The 21915-nt window shown below is 60.6% G+C and carries 6 protein-coding genes and 1 pseudogene; 5 read left to right on the top strand and 2 right to left on the bottom strand.

The window, feature by feature from the left end:
• Positions 1-45 precede the first annotated feature (45 nt).
• Both FHS74_RS28890 and FHS74_RS28885 read right to left on the bottom strand, forming a co-directional pair.
• Positions 46-4422, bottom strand: a complete 4377-nt coding sequence (locus FHS74_RS28890) for a hypothetical protein (protein ID WP_184807733.1) — start codon at positions 4420-4422, stop codon at positions 46-48.
• 10 nt (positions 4423-4432) lie between these two features.
• Entirely contained in the window at positions 4433-11101 is a 6669-nt protein-coding gene (locus FHS74_RS28885; RefSeq protein WP_184807732.1) for a hypothetical protein, read from the bottom strand.
• An 805-nt stretch (positions 11102-11906) separates the two neighbouring features.
• On the opposite strand from FHS74_RS28885, the gene FHS74_RS28880 reads away from it, so the two are divergent.
• The 5 genes and pseudogenes from FHS74_RS28880 to FHS74_RS28860 all read left to right on the top strand — a co-directional run.
• Entirely contained in the window at positions 11907-12746 is an 840-nt protein-coding gene (locus tag FHS74_RS28880; protein WP_184807731.1) for a hypothetical protein, read from the top strand.
• A 269-nt stretch (positions 12747-13015) separates the two neighbouring features.
• Complete coding sequence (locus FHS74_RS28875) at positions 13016-19306, top strand: NACHT domain-containing protein (RefSeq protein WP_184807730.1); 6291 nt, start codon at positions 13016-13018, stop codon at positions 19304-19306.
• 60 nt (positions 19307-19366) lie between these two features.
• Entirely contained in the window at positions 19367-19759 is a 393-nt protein-coding gene (locus FHS74_RS28870) for a hypothetical protein (RefSeq protein ID WP_184807729.1), read from the top strand.
• Between the two features lie 129 nt (positions 19760-19888).
• The gene (locus FHS74_RS28865) at positions 19889-21049 is read left to right on the top strand and encodes a hypothetical protein (protein ID WP_184807728.1); all 1161 of its coding nucleotides are present in this window, start codon (positions 19889-19891) and stop codon (positions 21047-21049) included.
• Between the two features lie 579 nt (positions 21050-21628).
• Positions 21629-21915 (top strand): annotated as a pseudogene (locus tag FHS74_RS28860) (transposase); the annotation flags it as partial.

The following is a 21915-nucleotide window of genomic DNA, read 5'->3' as shown; positions in this document are numbered from 1 at the left end:
AATACCAATTAGAGAACGTCCTGGGACACGATCGTTTCCCGCACTCTATTGAGTGACTATCACAAGGGGGCCGACCCCCACGACACGCTCGTTGATGTCGACACTATGATCTGGACCGTCGTCGGCGGGCTGGGTAGAAAATGATCCGCCAAACCAGCGCTGGGTCGCCTGGAGCGGATTGCCCTCTTCCCGCAGATCACCTGCGCCTGATACCCGTTGTACTTCCAGCAGCCGGAGGTGGGAGATGCCTCGGGTGTCGGGAACGTTGAAATGAATACCCTGCTGGGGTTGTTGTGTCCCCGGGACGATGGCGGCGACGCGCTGTCGTGGCTTGCCGGTGACGTCGACGATGGTGCGGATCAGGACCGCCATTACCTTGGAAAACAGGTAGGGATCATGGGGTTCAGTCGGCGCCCCATCAGCGCACAAATTGTACAGTCGATTAAAGCGAGCCGTGGCGGGGGAGCCGGCATCCGCGTTTTCGGTGAGCAGGATGCTGTTGTCCTCCATTCTGGCGCGAAAGACCGGCACAGGAATCATCTCACCGGCCACGCTCTTGCCGATGGTGCCGGCCATGTCAGGCAGAAGATGGACCCACAATGGCGCCGACCAATCGGAGAAATGCCCTCCCGCGGTCATGCGCACCTTGATTTTCGCCATGGTATCCGGGCGCAACAGATGTTTTCCGGCGGCTGGTTCGACGAAGGCGATGGCAAAAGGGAACTGTGGCGCGGGTGATCCGGGCTCCAGCGTTTGCCCGAGGATGGTACCGACGTTCAGGCTTAGTTCCTTCGGTTCTCCGTTATCCCATCCGCCTTGGCTCCGTTTCCAGAGAACGGGGGGCGCCGTATCCGTATTCTCCTCGAACGGGTTGACGGCGCCGTAGCGGATCGGATCGGTTCCCACCGTGAGGGCGGCGATCTCCTGAACGGCCTCGGGCTGGGGGGCCCCGGTCTCGACCCGTTCCACCGTTATCAGCACCTCAAGGCGCTCGGCCAGACCCCCGCCGTGCCGCGGGTCGAACATGGGATGATCGAGATAAAGGGCAAACCCTCCCGCCGTCGTCGCCGTCGTCTCGTCTGGCTCCACCCGTCCGAACAATGGCGCGGCCACGGAGATGCGGGGTGTCGGCAAGGGATCACTGCGGTGTACGCCCATGGTGTAGCCGCGCCATGGGCTGAGCCTGCCATCCTGAGAGTGTAACGCCGCACGGCGCCTGATCCCGACGGATCCCGGCCGCAAGGCCGCGTAGCGGCTGGTCGCGTCCAGCCGAAGGCGGAGATAGTCGGCCCCGCGATTGGGTGGGCTTTCCAAGGCGAAAAGCTGGGTGGTCGTGCCGGCCGTCCGCGGCACGATGGCCGTGACCCCGCCATCGCGCCGGTTCTCGAACATGAGCTGCTCGAACCTGACATAGTTGCCAATGCGGTAAGGTGTGTCCGGTGGCTCCAACTTGTCTGGACTCAATCCGCCGACCAAGTCATCCTCGTAGGAGATGACGGGTCCGCCGTCCCAGCGCCAAGTCTGCCAAGTCGACTGCAGGTTTCCGATGAAATCGGCCTTCTCTGCCAACGCTTCGCCGGGAGTGGGGGCTTCGAGATGGAAAGCGCGCGCTTCATCGACTGAGATTCCGCGCCATAGCTCTTCGGCCGTGGGCAGGTGATCGTCCAGCGGCAGGGATTCGATGGCCAACCGCGCCGCTCCAAACAGGGCGATGTTCCGATCAGGAAGTCTGGTGCAACTCACCTGCCCGTCGAAGCGCGGATCGGTTCCGTTGTCGAGAAAGCTGGCGTCACATGCCGTCCAGGCTTCCAACAGGAGGCGCTGGTCATGGGGCACCTGGATGTAAAGATTCGCTGCACCATTCTCAGCCGGCGGCGTATAGGTCATCTGGATCGGGAGCCCGCCACCCCTTTCGATCTTAACAGCCACACACTGCCCCTCTCCAAGCACCGCGTGGCATGGAGGCGCCGCCTCGTTCAGTCCGCCCCTACCGATTTCATGAATGCGGAAGTAGATGCCGCCCGATCCCGGTTGGCCGCCCTGTACCGGGCCGACGACGGCCGGGTCATCGGCGTCCGTGCCGGCTGGAATCGTGACCGCCGCTGCGGCCGGCCCCTGCCATTGCCGGTCCCGCTCTTGCCAATAGCGCCAAACGAGAGCGGTCGTCGCGTTGGGGTCTTGCTTGCCGAGCGCGAGAGCCGCCGGGCGGACGGTGAACGTGAATTCCCTTCTCGCCCTCGTGGTACCGATGTCATCGAGATAGAGGGTGGGCGCGTCCCGCAGGCCGTCCCGTACGGCGGCTCGGTCAGCCGGCCAGAGAGCCATATGTTCCCGCCACAATGGCCGGACTGTCGCTTCCACGGACATCGCGAATGTTGCCGGACCCGCATTGGCCTGGCCATCGGCGAGAAAGCGCGGCGGCCCCGGGATCAGCGTCCGCCGCAGTGACACCTCCCGCACGAACTGAGTGTCGAGATTCTCCAGCTCCTGAGGCGCGAAGCGCAGCGGATCGCTGGGCGTGGCGAAGTGCGAAGGCAGCAGGCCGCCAGGCGCCTGATAGCCGCAGACGATGCGATAATCTTGGCCATAGGCTAGGGGCGGGCACATGGTGCCGTCCGGCGCATGGAGAAACTGGATGGACATCACGGTCGCCGTTTCGGCGACGAAGCGCCTCTGGTCCTGCGGCACCTGCCGGGCTGACCATGGAATCATGGCCAGGCCGCGGTAGCTGGCCGCCGCCAGTCGGGTCTCCGTATGCTCCCCGCCCGGCTGCCCCACTTCGAAGACGACGGGGAGAGGCTCGTGCACGCCTAACACGGCATTCTGTGACAGGGGTGGCGGCGTGGTGGCGCCCGTATGGACGATGTCGAATGATCCTTGGGTCACCAACTCATAGGGGTTCCGAGTGTCGCGGATGCTTCGGTCACTGACCGCAACCAGATAGCCATCGAGTATCCGGTGGATATCGAGCGCGCCCGCAGGGTTGTGGAAGATCGTATCGACACGGAATGGCAGCCCGTCCCGGGCGGCGCCATCTACCCCTTCCGGCTTGATATGGAAAACGCGGTCTTTCGTGGCCTTGATTACCTTTTCAGGTGCTTTCAGTTGCCATCTCTCCAGCCGTGCCCTGAACAGCGAGGTGAACTTTTCCCGCAGCGGTTCCCAGTCGGCTGGCTCGCCCCCCACCTGGCGGACAAGTTCCGGCAGAAAGCTCCGGCGCGCCAGGGCCTCTGGTAAAAGCGCGCGATAGACCGTCTCGACATTCCCGCGCCCCTCCAGCCAGTTCTTCGCGGTTTGTTGCAGAGTGTCCGGGGATGTCGGCACACTCGCACGCAGGGTGTCGCGGATCAGCGCGACGAATGCGGCGGCGCCGTAGTGCTCCCGCAGCACGGCCGCGTCGACCATCCCGGTTCCCGGGGCCACGGCCGATGCCAGATCGCCTGCGAGGGACTTGGCCAACTGGTCGCGGCGGCTGCCGAATGCGCCGCTCCAGGCTTGCGCGAAGGCCTGCTTCTTATCCACCGTTGCAGTCGGGTCCAGATTGGCGATGGCGAGAAGGATCTCGGCCACTCCGTCCTTATCGTAACCAGGCCCGCCGAACAGATCGATCAGCATGGCTTCCAATTTAGGGGGGACGCTTTTACCGCCTATGGTGGGCAGCCCGTCACAGGCTTCGGCAAGGTCGGCCAACCGCGGCAGTGGATCAATCGCGCGCCCCAGACGGGAGGGAAGCTCGGCCAACCATTGGGGCGTGCAGAAATCGGCCATGTCTTGCGTGACCAGCCGGGTGTCATGGTCGATCAGCCCGGTTTTCTTACCAGCCGGCAATACCTCGGCAGGCTCCGCCCTGCACCGGACCTTGACCGTCCGCGAGCCGGCCCCGCTGGGCACTTCAACCTCAGCATCTATCGGATAGTCCTTTCCATCGATGACGATTTTTTCTATGCCGATGTCGGGCTGTGGGCTCGCTATCACCTTCGCTAGATGCGCAAGCCGCAGCGGATGGGAGACCTGCGGTCCCAGCCGGCTCAACTGGGCGAGTAGGCCCGGCCAAATCGGCTGATCTTCTTCCGCGTCATCCGGTTTGTCCTCGTCCGGCACGTCGAAGTTGACGCGGAACGCCAGGCTGTCGAGGTCGCCAGCAAGCAACTGCTTCAGATAGGCTTCCAGTTCGCCGGTGGGCCCATTGGGGACCGGTGAGGGGACCGGGTTCCCTGGCAGATGCCAGTGGATGACGGCCCACCGCCATGGGCACAACAAGGCCAGGAGCAGCGCTTTGTCTTCACTTCCAAGAACATCGCGCGGTTTTCCGGTCAACGCCACCGTAAGAGTACGGCCGAGCCATTGTTCATTGCCGCCTGGGGGGGCACCGACCGGCGCGGTGAACCCCTCGACATAGATGGTCAACTCGAAGTCGGCCATGGAAGGGCTCCTAGAGGCGATAGGTGATGGGGCGCGAGAACTGCTTGCGGAAGAAGCGGCTTATGCGGACTTCGACGCTGATCGAGCCGCTGCCTAATAGCTTCGTGTCGACGTAGGTCAGGGCCAGCATCACGCAGATGTTGACGGTGACGAATCCCCAGGCTGTGACCGACCCCGACAGGACGAACAGTGCAGTCACCGCGATGCGCGATCCCGCCGTTCCGGACTCGAAGTTCGCCTCGAAGCCCAGAAAGATCTGGATGCTGCCTCTGAGGGGGCCAAAGCTGAAGCCGGTACCGGCGGCAAGTCCGATGCTGACGCGCAACGCGATGTCGGTCTTGCGGGAGGCGGGCAGGTGAGTCGCTTCCGCCTCCAGATAACCGCCACCGCCGAGCAGGCTAACGGTCATCGCGAAGGGGCTGCTCTTCCGCCCGAAATAGGCGAAGCTGCGGATTTCGAACTCCGACCGCTGGGCGAGTTCCAGGTGCACGCCGAAGGCCGCGTTCATCACCGCCACCGCGCCCAGCCCGAACGAGGTCGGTGGCATGTCGTAGCACGACTTCAGCCCGATCGTCCGGCCGGTGGTGGGATCGTTCAGCGTCTCCAGCGTCAGGGGCTTCGTATCGCCGAGGCTGAGCGATGACACGGCGTCGGTAAGGATCTGGAGCGCGCCGGGAAACTCGATCTTCTCGGGCTTGATGTCGAAATCAAGCCCCGTCTTGTCGTCATAACGGATCGCCGCGTCGCGGATGCGCACCAGTTCCAGCCCGCCGATGATCAGGAGCCAGTCGGATCGCAGGTTGGCCTTGACGCTTCGGCTTTCGCTGCTGGCAAGGCCCCGCTCGTACAGCGATACGCCGTCCAGGACCATCTGCTCCGCGACGATCGTGAAAGCATCGTGGCTGAACAGGTCTTCCGTTTTCGGTCCGTAACCGATTTCCGCCCGGAGCCAAGCCATTCGGCGGGCGGCGTCATAGTCATGGGTGATACGGACCGCCTTGGCGAGGTCCGGTCCGAAATCGAGGTTGGGCAGTAAATCCTTGAGGCCAGCGAAATCCTTCATGACGTCCTGGGCCTTCAACTTCACCTCGTCCAGCCCGCCCTCCGCTTGCTTGCGGAGGTCGTCGAATGTTTGGTGCATGGGCGCCAGCAGCGCGCCATCCAGGCCCAGCGTGGGCAGGGCGATGCCCAGGCCACGCAGGGCCTGGTCCGCCTGATCGACCAGTGCCGTGACGGGCGTCATGATCAGACGCTGCGCCTCTGACTCAAAATAATAAGCGATCCTCTCGCGGTTGAAGACCAGTTGCTCAACGATAGGCGGCGCTCCGGCGGCGCGCAGTATGTTGAGCGCGACGGCCGGGGCCAGATCGGTGGGTGTCACTTTATCCAGCAAGAGCTTTTCAAAGATCTTGCCTTCCAGAACCTCCTCGACCCCACTTCGCATCCGGCTCAGGGCGTTGCCAATGCCGCACGCGTAGCCATCAATCTTCGCCTGCAGCTTCTCGATATCCCCGGTGAAGCCCTGGAGTTCGGCGACGATCGTATCGACCTTCTGCGACCAACCCTTCAGCAAGGCGCCGGCAACCTCGTCCGCCTGGCCCAGGAAGGTGCAAAGCGCGGCGCCGGTCTTTTGGAGCTTGTCGCTGACATTTCCCAGCAGCTCGTCCATGGGGGTGATCGTTTCGCCCAGCTTCTCGAGCAGACCGGTCGGAACGGTCTGCTTCCCCACCTCCCGCCTCAGATTGCCTAGGATTCCCGACAGGTAGCGTAGGCTCTGCTCGATTGACTCGAGGGGCTCCGAACCAAAGTCGTCCACAGTTTGGCGAGCCTGCCGCACCTCGCTCTCAAGCGCGTCGAACAGCGCCTGGGATGCGTTGTCGATCAGCGATTGCAACGCCGCCGCCTCGCTGTCGACCCCAGACCGCAATGCGGCGGCCGAGGCGCCAATGTCGCTGACGACATTCTGCAAGTCCTGGATGTCCAGTTCCGTTCCGCGGGACCATTGCGCCACCTGCATCTGTATGGCGCCGGACGCCTTTGACAGGCCCTCGCCCTTTGGCGTCAGGTAATCGACCAGCCGTTTTCGCGTTCCTTCCAACTGGGTCGCCAAGGTCAAGGCCAGGCCGCCCGCTTTCGGGGAGACCTTGGCGATTTCCGGCGCGGCCCCCCGCAACTCGGTCGCGGTCTGATCCAGCGCCGCGAGCTGCGCCACCAGTTGGCCAATGGCTGTCTGGGCCGCCCGGGCGTTGTCGGAAAGGGCGCCGCGGGCCAAGGCCAGCACTGCCTGCGCGTTCGTTTGGCCCTTATCGAGTTCTTTCCTCACGTCATCGGCCGCCCGCGTCAGGCCTTCGACCGAGGCGCCCAGAACGGCTACTGCGGCGGTGAGCCCGCCCTTCACTGCACCAAGCTTGCCGTTGACCCCCTTCCGCAGGTTGTCGCCGGTGCGTGCAACCTGCTCCACGACGCGCGTGAAGATCGCGTTGTGGGTCGGCTCCAGCGGCAGCAGGGCATCCACCCTGGCCTCAAGCCGGCGCAGGGCCAGCATGGCCTCCTGGCGGTTGCTGGCCCAGAGCGCATTGATCCCATTGACCGCCTTCAACTGGTTGCGAAGATCTTCGATCCTGCGCTGGGGTTCGTGCGCCCATCCGCAAAGCCCCTCCAGGTTGACGGGGGTCTTGAGCGGCGCCATCCCTCTGAGCGCGTTCACCTGCTCGATGGCCTTTTGCCGCAATTGCCCGATGGGGTTGTCGGCCGCGGTGGGCTTTCTGGCCAACGCCGTCAGGAGGTCACCCGTAATCGCCATCCTGGCCAAGTTGGCGAGATCCTGTGTCTCTGCCTGGTTCTCCGCTTCCGCCGCGGATGTTCGTGATGCGCGGGCCCGCATCAACAGGACGCTGCGCAGGTCGGCGATGGTTGGGTTTCTTGCTCGACCTTGCATCAGGTTGATGCCTGGACCCGGTTCCAGCAGCAGGGTGAACCTCTCGGTGCCGGGGGATTCCAGATTGGCTGGGTCCAGCATCGTACCGGGCTGGCCGGGCACCTGAAAATCTCTCTGTGCGATACCATTACGGATCGGATTGTCCAGGGCGGTATCGATATAGTCCGCCCCGTATACCAGCGGCCATGCCTCGACATCGCCGGGTGGATCATCCGGCCCCGCCAGCGTGAGCGTGTAGAATCGCAGGCGCTCCGGGTTCTCCACCCTGCGCGCGGGGGGCTCCGGCTCAGATCGACCAGGATCACCGGCGACAAGCAGATCGACGGCCGGTCGTGGATAGATGGCCGGATCTTCGCCTTGGCGCCAGAGGGGGATCTGGTAGCCTTTTACCCGTGGATCGCGCAATGGCGACGCCCAGGATCCGTTCACGGGGATGCGCACTGTCCGGAATCGCACGCCGAGTACGGGGCCGCTGTTCAGTTCGGTTCCGCCCGGCTGGTCCGGGTAATTGCGAAGGGGTTGGGTGATCTCGATATACTCTTCCACCTTTCGCACGATTGGCCGGCCTAGATTATTGGGCTGCTGCTTCAACCCGAACTGGCGGCTGGGCAGGAAGGCGCGCCGATAGACGATGACGTGCTTTGCCAAGGTGTGGAGCGCGCCGATGCGGCCCTTGCGCTCGAACCTGGCCTCATGCACACGCCCCATGGCCACGTCGGCCGCGATGAGGGTCAGGCCGTTCTGGAAGGCCGCGCGCGGTCGCGTCCATGCCCCCAGCGCGGAGAGCTGTAACCCTTCCAGATCGCCGATGCCATCGCGACGCGGGTGCTGCTGAAGGCTATCGATGACGGAGCTTTGCTCAAAGCCCGCGAAGACGCCGCTGAGAATCCCGCCCTGGTCGCGATCGGTCCAGTATTCGTTCTGCACCCCGTCAGGGCTCGCGTATTTCGCGTCGTCGTTTTGCTTGGACCGCAGCCGATAACGAACACCTTCCAGCCGGGGAAGGGTCAGCGGGTTGCGTTCGTCGCGCAGGTCGAGTACGGCCAGGCGGCGCGACCAGGTTTGCTGTGCGCTGAGCCAGCGCTTGCGCCGTGTGGCGTCGGTGGTGATGGCCTCGCGCGGGACACCGCGCCATCCGGCAAGTTCCGCCAAGCGAAAGCCCGCGAGGTCGCTCGTCCAGCCCTCCAGCCCATAGAGAACTTCCAACCGGCCGATCCGCATCAGCCGGGCGCCGGGCAGGTCGGCGTCGCTGAAACCCAGGATATGGCGGAGGTTCCAGGGCGCTTCCTGGTTGCGGCCGCGCTCATCGCCTTCAAGGAACAGGTCGGCCGCCGGGACGAGCCGGGCAGGAATGCGGGCGTCATTCAGCACTTGGTCGTCCCCGCCGCGTTCCCAGGCTTCCGCCACCCCCTGCGGTGGCAAGGTCAGCTGGATTTCCTGCTTCTTGTCGGAGGCCGGCGGTAGCCGCCAGTAGCCTTCGGCCGACTGCCACGTGGCGGCGCTATCCCTGATGGCGTCGGGCGCCGACAGTCTTTCGGTGGATACTTTCACGACCATCATGGGGGCGGGGTCAATGATCGTCACCTCGGCGCGGTCCGTGGTGCGGCCGGGCCCCTCAGCCTCGGCCGGCCCCAGATCGAAGGTGATCGTCCGTCTCCCACTGGTCCGGGAACGGTAGTCGCGCCCGTCCAGGGTGCCCTTGTTCATCAGGGGGGTGGCCCAAAGCAGCGGATGGGTCGCCTGATCATCGTCATCCAGATCGCTGCCCCCGACCGTAACGCGCTCGGTGGGAAGGATCAGCGGTTCGTCGTCTCGACCGAGTTGGTAGTCGATCATGGCGCCATTCCCTTCGACGCTGAGCGTGAAGGGCGCAAGGGAGCCACCACCGAACCGGATATCCAGCCCGCCGATGGCCGTCACGGCGTCACCCACAGGAGTGATACTGAAGGTGTCCACCGATCCGATCTGGACCTTATGGTTGGTCTTCAGATGCCATTGGAGGTTGGCATCGACATCGAACGCCAGGCCGTCCGCGCCTTCCATGTCCAAGCCGACCTTCAGCCGTCCGCTGAATGTTAGCACGGGAACCTGATCAGATTGGATGCGTATACCCGGGAAGCGAATCTGCGCCGCTTCGAGCTGCCATCCGCCCGGACCGTTACTCGCTGGCGGGGGGCTTGACAGTAGATCCCGTGCCGGCGCTGCCTGGCCCGCCATCCGATTCAAGGTCACGCGATTCAGGATGTAGCGACCAAGGAAGCGGCCTTCCTCCGCGCCCGGCCAGGGTTCCTTGCAGTCGAACTCGACATACCAGTCGCCAGGCTGTTGCGCCGGGGCCAAGCCTGTCCCGCCGGCTATGTCCGGCACCAGCGTCAATGCGCCGGCGGCCCCTTCTCGGCGGGCGTTTTCCCGAAGAATGGCGGCGACTTTGCCGGACCAGATATGGGCGAAATGGCGATCCGTCAGGCCCTCCAGGATGATCGTCAACGCGCCGGCTTCATTCGGTGTGCCAGCCCCGCGACGTACGCGCAGCAAGACGGGCACGGCCGATGCGCCTGCGGCATCCCCCGCCTCCGGATCGGATGCCAGCGCCAACCATCGGCGCCACTCGATCTCTCCACCCACGCTGCGCGCGTGTAGGTGATGGAATGGAACGGTCTTTCCACCCGTGCAACCGGGAAGTTCGGCCGCCGCTGGCGGTGCCACAGCCGCCGTTTTCAAGTCGAGCTGGTCAAGGATGGCAAGCGGCGAGGTCGCCGCGATTCCAGGGGCTTCCAGCAGCGACAGGATTGGCCGTCCCGGTGCGGATGGCGGTGGTTCTGGTGGAAAGCAGGGAAGCCAAGCCAGGGCATTCTTCAGTGTCAGGCGTGCTGCCGGATCGACGGCCTTCGGAGCTGTGGCCCACCAGAAGCCGTCGGCCAGCGCCGAAACGGCTCCCCACCGATCAACGCGGGATGGAATCATTTGCGTTCCTGACCAATCGGGAACGACGGCCCCCAGCACTTGAATGCCCGTGGCGTTCCAGGCAAAAGATTCAAACGCCCGCTCGAAGTCGCCCTTGTGCCGGAAGCCAGCCGCGAGATAGGGCGCGCGGCGTCGCAGGACATCCTGCAGTTCCGCCGTCGCAGTCTGCCGCTTGAGACTCACGAAATCACCCTCGGAGCCCGGATCAAGGCCGGCCATCGCGGCCTTTACGACCTGGTCCGGCGACAATGAACGTCCCCTGGCGGGGGTGTCGAACAGGCTGGTTTCCAGCAGCGAAAGCCGGATCGCCAGCCATTGGCCCGCCGGCTTATAATCTGGAGCACCCGGTTTTGACGTCACTTCCCGTTTGGTTAAGCGGACGGTGCTGAAGCCCAAGGCGCACATCTTCACAAGCCGGACATGGGCGCGCAGGAAGTCGTCGTCGTTTTCGAAGGGCAAGGCTTCATCGCGCAGCTTTTCCGGCGCGGGCAGATCAGCGATTGACCTGAAGCTAAAATCCGGCATGCCCGCCACCGGCCACCCGTCGGCATGGAACCTTAAAAAGGCGACACCGACCAAGGTGATGGACCACCTTCTCTCTGCATTATTATGTTCGTCAATCTCATGCCACGGGAGCGGGGTGTGATCATCGCCCTTCTCGACGCTGAATCCCTTCTCATTGTCATATTGGATATTATATAATCTGGGCGTTGCCGGCGGGCCGGCCGGAATGTCTGGCAGAACGCCTGTAGCCCAGACCGATAGAATAGGCGCCATCTAAGCTTCCTCCAAAAAATGGGGACGTGGCGGTAAATCGTCTTCAGAGCGACCCGGACTATGGACATTTTTAGATGCGGGGTTTTAAGTTGGCCCTGCGTCTTCGCGGGCTCCACCATGCCTACTAGGGTAGGGGGCCATTGGGAGATCAGATAGCGCAAACACGCTCATGTACTGAGGAGGCCAGCAACGTGGCCCGAATTTGCTATATGAAAAATTGCATCGGGCTGTCAGAGGCGTCCATATTAGTTCTTTTCAATGCCTGCAAGGTGGTTATCATATACGCACTATTGACAATAACACAACTTTAAAGTTTGAATTGCTCAAGTTTTCGTTGATCTGCGTCCCTGGGACGCACATCTGACTGCAGATGCCTTGGCCCTGGCCTTGCTGTGAAGGGGAAAATCAAACCGATCATCCAGATCCAAGAGCGCAATGCCAAAGGTACTGGCCAAAAACCACTCGCCAAGGTTGTCGGCCGTGGCGATCTATAGTAATTTCAGTCGTGCTTGATCGGGGGCCGGCGGAGCGGTGCGCTATGCTTACGTGGGTGGGGATGGCCTGTCTCGGCGCTGTGGTTGGCTGGCTGACTATCCTGGTGGCTTGTCCTGGTGAATTTTCAGAAATAACTTCGCTTTCGCTAATTTTTATTTTGTTATTTTGGGTTCTGGTTGGCGCAGTTGTGTATTTTCAAGTCGGTCAATCTGGTGATTGGATTACGGCCACTGGAGTTTTTTTAGGATTAGTAATGGGGAAGCTATGGCAGTCAGCGCGCCAAGTTCCGTGACAATGATGGGGTATTAAAATGGACTGGAAGATTGGAGGGGCAATTGCTTTCGGTGCTGTAATTGGTTGGTATCTTTACTTCATTAATCGTTACCGAAAAGGGGATGTTTCCCTGGGTGATATAACTACAGTCATTGGCGTTATAGGTGGCGCTGCAGTTCTTTCCGTTTTTGACAAGGGGACCGATGTTTTTGGTGCATATGGTGTGGGATTGGCCGTCGGCTTTTTTGGATATTTTCTTGTTTTGATTTTTCTAGTTCGCAGGTCGAGCGGTTTTAATTTTGACTATTTTATCGATGGGCGCCGGCCCAATCCTCCGGGAGGTTGGGGATTCGGTCCTGATTCGCAGCAGCCTGTGCATCCGATGACCGGGCTCCTACACTCGACCGGAGTGAATAGTACGCAGAGCTTCCATCTTGGCCAGGCGCTGCCGTCTCAGATGCCGATCACCAGTAGTCTGGATGTTAATGCCAGTTCATCCATCGACTATTACGAAAATAACTTGATATTCGCGCAATCGAAGGCTGATCGCGTGAATAGAGCGAAAGCCCTTCTTTCAGCTGGAGCAATTTATCCAAGAGGGTGCAGCGAATTTGTCTGTGCAGTTTTAGCGATTCCATACCGTCAAGCGAATGATCTGATGGGAAATGCCCCGTCGACCATAGGCACTGGGCCGATTTATATTGACCTTGAGCCCGGCGATATTGCGGGATGGGTTGCAGAAGCGGGATCGGGTCATGTAGCAGTATATATCGGTGAGGGCCCCGACTGTGTCTTCATCGATGTACGTGAACCTGGCGCGAAACCACGTTCGAAGAATGGTTACTACAACCACGAAATGTTTAAGGCTCCATTCTGAGATATTATCATACTTATTTGAGGCGGTAAATTTTGTTGAAGAGTGGAGGAATCCAGCCGCCAGCGCAATAGATGCGGAACATACTTTCTGATTATGCGGGAATTTTGCACCTTCATACCGATCGTTCAGCTTAAGGACTACCTCTCCCGAAACCTATTATTCGGTCATCATAAGCGGTGGCGAGAGTGAATTCAGAGCGAATGCGGGTTATTCGCGTCGTTAGCGTCGCGCAGTCCCAGCTTCATACGCAATTATTGGGGGCGGAATGAATGGCGCAGCGTGACGACAGCCTGTTCCTGTTCATTTCACACGCTAATGACGACAAGGACGCGCCGAAATTCTGCGCGTTGCTCGAACGCCTGCATGAAGCTGGCATCCCGATGGGAATCGACCGTCCCGGTAAGATCAAGGATCTGACGATCAAGTCGACGGATTTCGTCTGGGGGCTCGACGGCAGCAACGAGGACTGGTTGCAGCATTTGACCAGAGCAATGGCAGAGGGCGCATGTGGTATCGTGGTTGTGGCGAGCCCGAATACCAACGATGTGGCGACCCCCGCCAAAAAGCGTAGCAAAGTCTGGGATGAAGTCCTTGTCGCTAGGACGTTGCAGGCCACTATCAATCCCAATCTTGGCTTCTTTCTCATCGCGCTTGAGCCGGGGGCCCATGCAACGGCGCCCGCCGCGCTGCGTAACAGCACATTCATGGATGCAGTCGATGAACTGGATGGTGAGATCGCCCGAATGCGTGCCCATGTCGAAGGCGAACGACGGCGGCGGGCGGAACGTTCATCCGCAAGGCAGCTTGTCAACCTTGCGATGCGGGCGCTCATCCGTGACAAGGGCGTTCTGCTGCTATTCGGCGGGACGCGCGTGCCACTCGATGCGGTTTACACACCGTTGCGTGGAGACGCGCTCACGGCCTCCGAACGGCAGGCGGCGCAGGACGAACTGCTGGATCCAGATCGCGAGCTGATCCATTTGCAAGGTCCCGGCGCTTTCGAAGACCGCATCACACGCCTAACCGCGGCGCGCGCGGCGCATATCCTTCCGCACCCGGTCATGCCCGGCATGCCGCAGGGCTTGGCAGCGGCGCTTGATCCTTTCGCTGTGGCTGGCGGCACCACGAAACTCTCGGACCTGATTGCCAGCCACGGACACGTCATCATTCTTGGTGAACCAGCGGCAGGCAAGACGACGCTTCTGAACTGGCTTGCCTTACGTTTTGCGGAGGCTTGGGCCGCGAGCGAGGATCCGCTTCAACAAGAGCTGTCGGTCCAGGCGCTGAAATCCCATGTCGATCCTACGGCGCGCCACGACGAGAAGGATGAGGAGGTTGACAACTATGTCTCGTTGGGACCGCTGCGCCTACCGATCCACCTTCCGGTGCCTGAGCTGAGCGCGAACATCCAGATTCATGGCGCCAGTGACCTTGTCACGTTCCTTGCCATGAGACTCGCCTGTCAGATTGATCATATCGCTTTTCCCGACCGTGAAACTATTGCCCATCAAGTCGTCGTCGAGACGCTAGCCAAAGGGCGCTTGCTGGTGCTGCTCGATGGGCTGGATGAAATCGACGAGCATCACCGCCCGGACACGATCGCGCTGATCGAACAATTCGCCGAACTCTATACAAGCGCCGATCCCGACGCGCAGCCGGGGCGCGCCAATCGTCTGCTCGTGACCAGCCGAATCGTTGGCTATCATGCTCTTCCACTGTCGGCGCAATGGCCCCATGTGGTGGTGGACCGCATGACACCCGCGGTCGTGCTCGACTTCTGGACCCGCCTTTATCGCAGCGAAGCGTTCGGGGAGGTCGAGGCACCTCAAGCGCGGGCGCAGTCCCTGCATGAAAAGGTCTACGCCCGCCATCGCAGCAGCGTTGCCGATCTGGCTGGGATTCCACTCCTTGCGACCCTGCTTGCCCGCGTATTTGAAGAAAACGAGCAATTTCCCGATCATCGCGCGCAAATCTACGACCGCGCGCTCGTCTCCATGTTGAAAGAGCAGCGCAAAACTGACATGGATCTGGGCTTTCTTTATCAGTGGCTCGCACCCCTCGCTTACGATCTTCATGGTAAGAGTGGTCCGGCATTGATCGAGGAAGCGGCGCTTATCACTAAGATGCGAGACCGTCTCAGGACGATCGAACCGAGCTTTGCGAGCGACCGCGAGCGCACCAAATTTGTCCAAGACTTTCTCGACGAAAATGGCAAGCGTCTCGGACTGTTGGTGAAGCGATCACCGGAAATATGGGCCTTCGTCCATCGAACCTTTCAGGAATATTTCGCAGGCCTCTGGCTTGCGGAAGTGACGCTACAAGGCGGTCTGGGACTTAGCCAATTGACTGAACCACGGTGGCGCGAACCATTGCTGCTACTGCTGGGCTCGTCTTTTTATGCCGGGGCGGAAAAGGTGGTCGAGCGCGACGCCTTGTTCAACATGCTTCTGAACGCCGCCACTGAACCGGTAGGCCAAGCGCGGATCGGCCGGCTTCTCGCCGAAGCACTCGGAGAGATGCCGGATCTGCCGAGCGACGCGATACTCGCTCGCGTCGTTCGTTCCATGCTTAGCGACCTCGTTGCTGGGGATTGGAACGCCATTCCGGCTTATGCTAGGGCGCGAACGGTCGCCGCTCTCTATGCCTTCGGACGGCGCGATGCGGATCGGCTTGAACAGTCTCTCATCAGCCTGCTCGAGGAAGGGCCTGCCGCCTTCAGCCGGATCGTGGCTCGCATCATTCTTGACCGTCATTGGTGCAGCTTCGAGCTTGAAGTGGCGCTGGGGAGGGCGGAACAGTTTGACTGCGCTGCCGAGCAGTTTCCGATTCTACAGGCTCTCCAACAGGTCCGCAGCGAGACTGTCCACGGCGAGTTGGGCGGCAGCGCGAAAATGATGGCGATGGACCGACAGATGGAGGCCAATCGTAAGAATGCGCTCGACGGACTGCGGCATCTTGCCCGGGCGCCCTATCCGGGGGAGACCGTCTATCAGGTCGTTCGCCGCCGAGCCGAGCGGGGGCGTTACGCATATATCAACCGCTTCAATCTGTTCGACGAGGAGGTTGATGGCCGCCTCAAGCGCGCGAGCGGTGCACGCAGCGGTCCGACCTCCTTGTCAGGAGCTGAATATGTCCCAATCGATCTCAATTGTTGGGGCGATATGCGCGCCCTCGCTGAGGTCACGCTGGGGCGCGGTTTTGAATATCGCGGTCGGCTTGCTACCCTAATCGAATATCGGCGCTTTCTTCAATTTATTAACTTCAACGACGCAGCTCGCCACACCGCACTCGAATATTTTCCAGAATTCAGGATGATGTTCGGGGCTGACGATCCGATCTATTATCTTGCGGTCAATCTCGATCTTTTCTTTGCGCCCACATTCAAGGACGTGGCGCCCCCTTATCTTATGCCGCCCTCAGGCGGTCAAACGGCTCCCTTGCCCGCAAATGTCGAGGCCTTTCTGCGATCGTCCGGAGGATGGTTTGACAGGATGCGCCAAGCGGTTTGGCGCTTCTTAAGCCGTCAGAGAATGACCGCTCGCGACTATGCCGCCTCCATCCTGTGTGAGGCGCTGGCCGATATAATGGGACGCAAATCGGCGTACGACCTGATCGGTTTCGCAAATGATGAACAGCGGCGGGCCCTCGTACTGCTTCTCCAATCCATCCTTGCCTCGGGGCTCGATGGTGTCCTGCATGCTGGACAACATCTCGCGGCGCATTTCCAAGCGCTTGCTGCAACCGATGAGCAAAGCGCGATTCAGGCGCTCGCGACTGTGAGCGAATTCATTCCCCAAGCACCGCTTTGCGTCTCCGATGCCGTGGACCATTCGCATCCTCGCGCCTTTGCCGAGCGTTTAGCCTACCGCCTGCTCGGTTTTGACGATAATTATCGGCAATACTCTGCGGCTGTCGCGCTGGACGCCCAGACCGGATTGCCGACAGCGACACTGCTGCCTATACTCCAGGCGCTTAGCGAGTCAGTGACCTTGGCTTGGGCTCGATCACGGCTGGGTCTAGGCACGGCGCTGCCATGGCCCATCGATCAGGATAGAAACGAATTCACGCTGGCGGTCTTCGACATGGCGGCGGTTTTCGATGCCGGCGACGATATGAGTCTGCGTTCGGCGCAAGCGAGCACTTTGTTCGACCGGCTCCGCGCTCAGTCCAAGCTCCAAGCCGCAAGTCTCGCGCCGTACGCTTCGTTGCCGCGCAGTGTGTTGACTTGGTCGATGGGCATCGAGGAGGCGGGCGAACTTGTCGCGAACTCGGACGACCCCTATCATCAGGCGCGATACGCGCTTGGCATGGTCGAAGCGATGCATTGGGCCGACGGCATCGATCAGGCAGCCGCACTTCTTGAGCGGATCGATAGCCCGGTCCTTCGTCTCGACATCGCGGAACGACTGGCGAAGCTTGCAAGCCGGGATGCGGCGCCCGGCTTTCGAACCGCCGCGCTTGGCGCGGCACGGTCCATCGTCGAACCGTCGCAACGATGGCGCGGTCTGCTGCGCCTCGCCGCTCAACCCAACTATCCCGCTCAGGATTTGGAGCGGGAGGCGGTCCTCGCAATTGATGCCATCGCCGATCCCGCGCAGCAGCGCGCCGATGCCGCAAGTTTTCATCGCTTGTTTGCGCGGGAAAGAAGGCGAAAGGGCAAAGCCTTCCCATCATTGTCCAGTCGCACCATACCGGCTGGCTTGCGCAACGCGCGACTGGCGTCATGTATCAGGCCCGACATGACGGGCCATGGCGACGCAGGAGTCATTCTCTATATCGCGCAGACCTGCGCCGATCTCCTGGAAGGGCTTGCCGGTTCTGGACATGATGCGCCGCCACAGACTTTAAAGATCAGTGACCTGACGGTCGAGATGGCGGACCTGTTACTCGAAATGGCAAGAGCCGAGCAGCGCGTCGGGATTTGCCCCTCGCCGTCGGTCGCTCGCGCGAAGGAAATGCGAATTCAGACCAGCTTCAGTCTCTTTGCCTGCGAGCGTTGGTTGGACAACCCCAGCCATCCATTAGCCTGGATTGCCGCGCTCGCTATCGTCAAGACTCGTGCTCGGCGGGACCGCCGCGTATTGGAGCCCCTTCTGCAGGCGTTGCGAAGCGATGATGAGGATCTCGCAGCGCAGGCAACCTGTATGCTTAGTCGCGGCCGTTTGCTCATGAAGCGCGAGCGCCCCGATACCAATTTTGACGATGTGGGCTTTGAGACCTTGCTCTGGTTGGGACAGCGCGGTGTAGATCCAGCCAACGCTGATATTCGCGTGCTCCTTGCCTGTATGGTCATGGACATTGAGTTTCACGGGGCTACGCCGATTGAACAACTGTTCGAGCATATGGATGAGGTGCCGGAAGATCAGGCTGCCATCACCTTCCTTCTCGACTGTTTGACGTGGACGAATATGGAGGCAATGCACGCCTTAGCAGATAGAATGAAGGGACGCGCTCCCCAACTCCAGGCTGGCTTCATCCTTGCCTTGGGCGGCCTTGATCTGTCGCAGCGCGTTGAGGAAAAGCAGTTGGACGCACCCAGTGGCGAAAAGCGCCCGGTAACCTATGTCCGCCCCATCTCGGCTGATAAGCTCGCGAGTTTAATTAGCGCCCTGGGATCGACGAACGACACGGCGCCATTCCGAATTTTTCCAGATGGCGGCGCAAGTCTCTGTATGTTGATCGAATCTGTCATCGCCCAGGAAAGACAACCCGAGCGTCGCGTGGCTGCCTTTAAGTTGGCACTTGAAATGGCACGGATCGACATCCGTGACACGATGTCCAAGGCGGAGACCAGTTATGATGCTATGGATCGGTTCCTGAGTGCAAAAACCCAACTAGCCGGACAAGCTCATCCCTATCGCCACAATCATTTTGCTTGCCATGAGCTGCGGAATCGAGTGGGATCAGACGCAGTTCGACTGGCTTCCGAACTTTTGGTCGAGCTCACACGCTTTCCTTGTCCAGATTATGAACTTGCGGGCCTGGTTGCGACCCTCTGTTTTGAATATGCTCTAGTCACGCCATCACTGGTCGCGTCGGCGCTTAAATCCCATCTCGGTGGCGAAGCCGAGCTGATGAAATTTCTAGCAGCTATCATTGACGCGCCGCCGCGGGGTGTGTCGCACACGACCGTTATTTCGTTGGCATGCCTTCTGCGTCATCTTGATGAGGGCTGCGTCAAGTCGCTGATCACGGTTTCTGGGCGTCCCGATCTTGGCAACTGGGTTCTGGTTGAACAGAGTCTGTTGGGCGTCGGTAGAGTCGAGGCTGCAACTTTGCCCTTAATCCTGGAAGCTCTAACAAGCGCCCGGCCGCGGACTGTCCTGCTTGCAATTAGGCTGCTCGGCATTCTCGCACGTGACGCGGGCGCTGAAATTGCGACGCGGCGTGCGGCTCGGCTCGCCTTGGAAAACTTCGACACAAGTCCAGTGGCCACTCACTCTTTGCATCTTTTCATGCCATCAACGCAAATAAACGACGAGGGCTGTATTGTCTCGTGCGGAACGCTCACCAATGTTGCCGCCACCGAACTTTTCTTTGCAGACGGCGCCCAGTCATGAGGTCTCGCCGCGCGAGATTCTGCTCGGTGAGCGTTTCGCATGCCGTCGAAAGGAGAGGCAATGATAACTGCCGATGATGTGTCGCGCATCATCATGCTGCTCAAGGGCGTGATGGATCATGGCGGCCCCTTCTGGTGCTACGTTGCCCTCAAGCCGTCCCAATTCGAGGCATTCAAGGCTGCCGAGGCTGCAGGCGCAATAGATCTGTACAAATTTGACGATTTTGGTGAGATCGTCGTCTCGGCTGAGGGCGAGATGCCGCCTTATATCGTCACCGAAGAGGTCGCGCGCATGTACGGAACAGATCCGCGCACTTTTTTTCGCGATATTGATCCGCTCGCAGAGATCGCAGAACGGATGCGTGTCCTTGGCCATGGCCAGGAACCCGATCCCAATCCGCCATCCCCGAGCAGCGGGTCGCGCTGGGCCGATCGATTCGGCAAGAAGAGTTGAACTGGAAATCGCGCTGCGCCGATGTCCGCTGTGGCGCAAATCACGCCGCCACTTGCAGGATATCCGTTTTGGCTGCTGTCCCAGCGGTGCGGCATCTTCATCCTTACTCCCGCATAGGAACGACCGCCCGTGGCCGAGAACCAAATCGTCGAGATCGTTGTCGGTATACTCGCGGGGACAGCGGGGGCCTTTACGCTGGGCGCGCTGAGTGCCGCGATCACCATTCGCCGCCGCGTAGGCTTGTTCGCTCGTATCAAGCATGAGCGATCAAGCACGCCACCAGCCTGGCTAATGACCTTTTCACCCGCGGAGCGATCCGCACACAAACAGCGCGACAAGGCGATGCGACAGTTGCTCGCCTCCGTTCACGCAGAGGCGAAGGCCTTCCAGGATCGCACCCTCGCGCAGTTGGTTGCAGCCAGCGCCGTACTTTTTGGCGCTCTCGTCGTGACGGCGCTGGGCGTCACGCTCTGGAGGGATTCAAATTTCATTCATTTCGCCTCTTCTTCCTTCGATCTCGCTGCTCTGATTGTGAGTTTCTCTGCGTTCCGCCGATCGGGCCGATATCGAACAGCCTGGTTGCGCCGGCGTGCGGTTGCCGAATTTCTCCGCCAATGGCTCACTGTAGACTATCTTCTAACCTCGCCAGGACCTGCGCTGACCCATCGCGTGGAGTGCCTGTTGGCCGAATGGGAAAGCGCGATCACCCAGGATCCACAAACATTGCTGGCGAGTACCGGGGTATTGGCTCGGAAGCGGATTGCGGATCTCGGCCTTGCTGTCGCCGAAGCAGACCCGTCCGATGATGATCTGCGGTCCTACTGGTCAGTCCGACCACATAGGCAGGCACGCTGGTTCGAAGACTCACTCGAACGGCTTGAGCGCAGCCACCACAACCGAGGTCGGTTCATGGCTTGCACCTTCGTCGTGGCGGCGATTGCCGGCTGCGTCAAACTAGTGGCCCTGACTGCTCACAATGATGTGGTTGCGAATGCTGCCCTGTTTATCTTCCTCATCTGTGTCGGGCTCGCCGGCGCTTCGTCGAGCGCCTATCTCGGACAGAACCAGCGCAGCCTCAAGCATCGCTATTCGCAGCAGCTGCGCGCGATCGAGCATTGGCAGGACAGCTCGAAACAAGACGGTCTAGCAGCCAGATTGAGCGGCAACGCCAGCGTGCGGATAAGCGAGATCGTTCGTGACATTTGCGCATTCGAACGTTTGATGATGGTCGAGCTGCTTGATTGGATGGCCATCACGACTGACGATGCGATGGAATTAGCTGCATCTTAATCGCGAGTCTGGTGAACTGCGTATCAGTCAGCGCCGAACATTGGCTCAGCATAGGCGTCGAATGCTGACCCATGGCGTTGAGGTTTTGAACCGCAGTTCATGTCGGATTGTCCCGGTGGCGCATAGGAGGGGCCCGTCCCCGGGGCACAGTGCACGTGGCGATGCGCTGAGCGGAGGTACGGGAGGTGGTTGTGCGCCCACCGTGGGAACCTGCGGCGGTAGGGGCCGGGGCAGTGACGGGAGCCTCGGGATGGCCGTCAGGTACGGTTCTTGAAGCGCCAGCTCTCCGCGCCCAGTAGGTCGCCGACGATGCTCTGGGGTACGTACTGGCGTTTGACGGTAAGCGCATGGCATGCGGGAAGAGGGAGTTTGACGGACTTTTGAGAGCCCATCTGTGGTTAGCGGACATAAACGACGCTGAGGGGCGTTAGCGGCTTTTTTTCGATAGATAGCGAAATTACGATTTATGATTTCCGATCAAAAGACTCAATTATTTCAAGAGCTGAGGTTCCTGATGTGGACTTGCCCTGGAAAAGTGGAGAGCCATCACCCTAAAATTTGGGAATGATGGAGGTGAAGATGGCGCGGGCGAAGCGGTCGCAGATCACGGGGGCTTTCAAGGAGGAAGCGCTTCGGATTTTATCGACGAGCGGGCGGACGGTTGCGGAAGTGGCGGGGGATCTTGGGATCGGGAAATCGACGTTGCAGCGTTGGAAGACGCAAGCGACAGAGACAGAACTACTTTCGGGCCCACACCCGGATGTTGAGAAAGAACTGGCGCGGCTTCGGCAAGAGAACAAGATTCTGCGCCAAGAACGGGATCTGTTAAAAAACGCTGCAGCCTTCTTCGCCCGGGAGACAAGTCG

It is taken from the genome of Nitrospirillum iridis (assembly GCF_014205765.1).
GTDB lineage: Bacteria > Pseudomonadota > Alphaproteobacteria > Azospirillales > Azospirillaceae > Nitrospirillum > Nitrospirillum iridis.
Note: the sequence above shows the minus strand (reverse complement) of the source record. Positions and strands in the feature narration are given on the sequence as shown.

Bases quoted from the DNA above. Each gene is read 5' to 3' on its own strand.
- FHS74_RS28885 (WP_184807732.1), bottom strand. From the start codon at position 11,101: ATGGCGCCTATTCTATCGGTCTGGGCTACAGGCGTTCTGCCAGACATT.
- FHS74_RS28875 (WP_184807730.1), top strand. From the start codon at position 13,016: ATGGCGCAGCGTGACGACAGCCTGTTCCTGTTCATTTCACACGCTAAT.
- FHS74_RS28890 (WP_184807733.1), bottom strand. From the start codon at position 4,422: ATGGCCGACTTCGAGTTGACCATCTATGTCGAGGGGTTCACCGCGCCG.
- FHS74_RS28880 (WP_184807731.1), top strand. From the start codon at position 11,907: ATGGACTGGAAGATTGGAGGGGCAATTGCTTTCGGTGCTGTAATTGGT.
- FHS74_RS28870 (WP_184807729.1), top strand. From the start codon at position 19,367: ATGATAACTGCCGATGATGTGTCGCGCATCATCATGCTGCTCAAGGGC.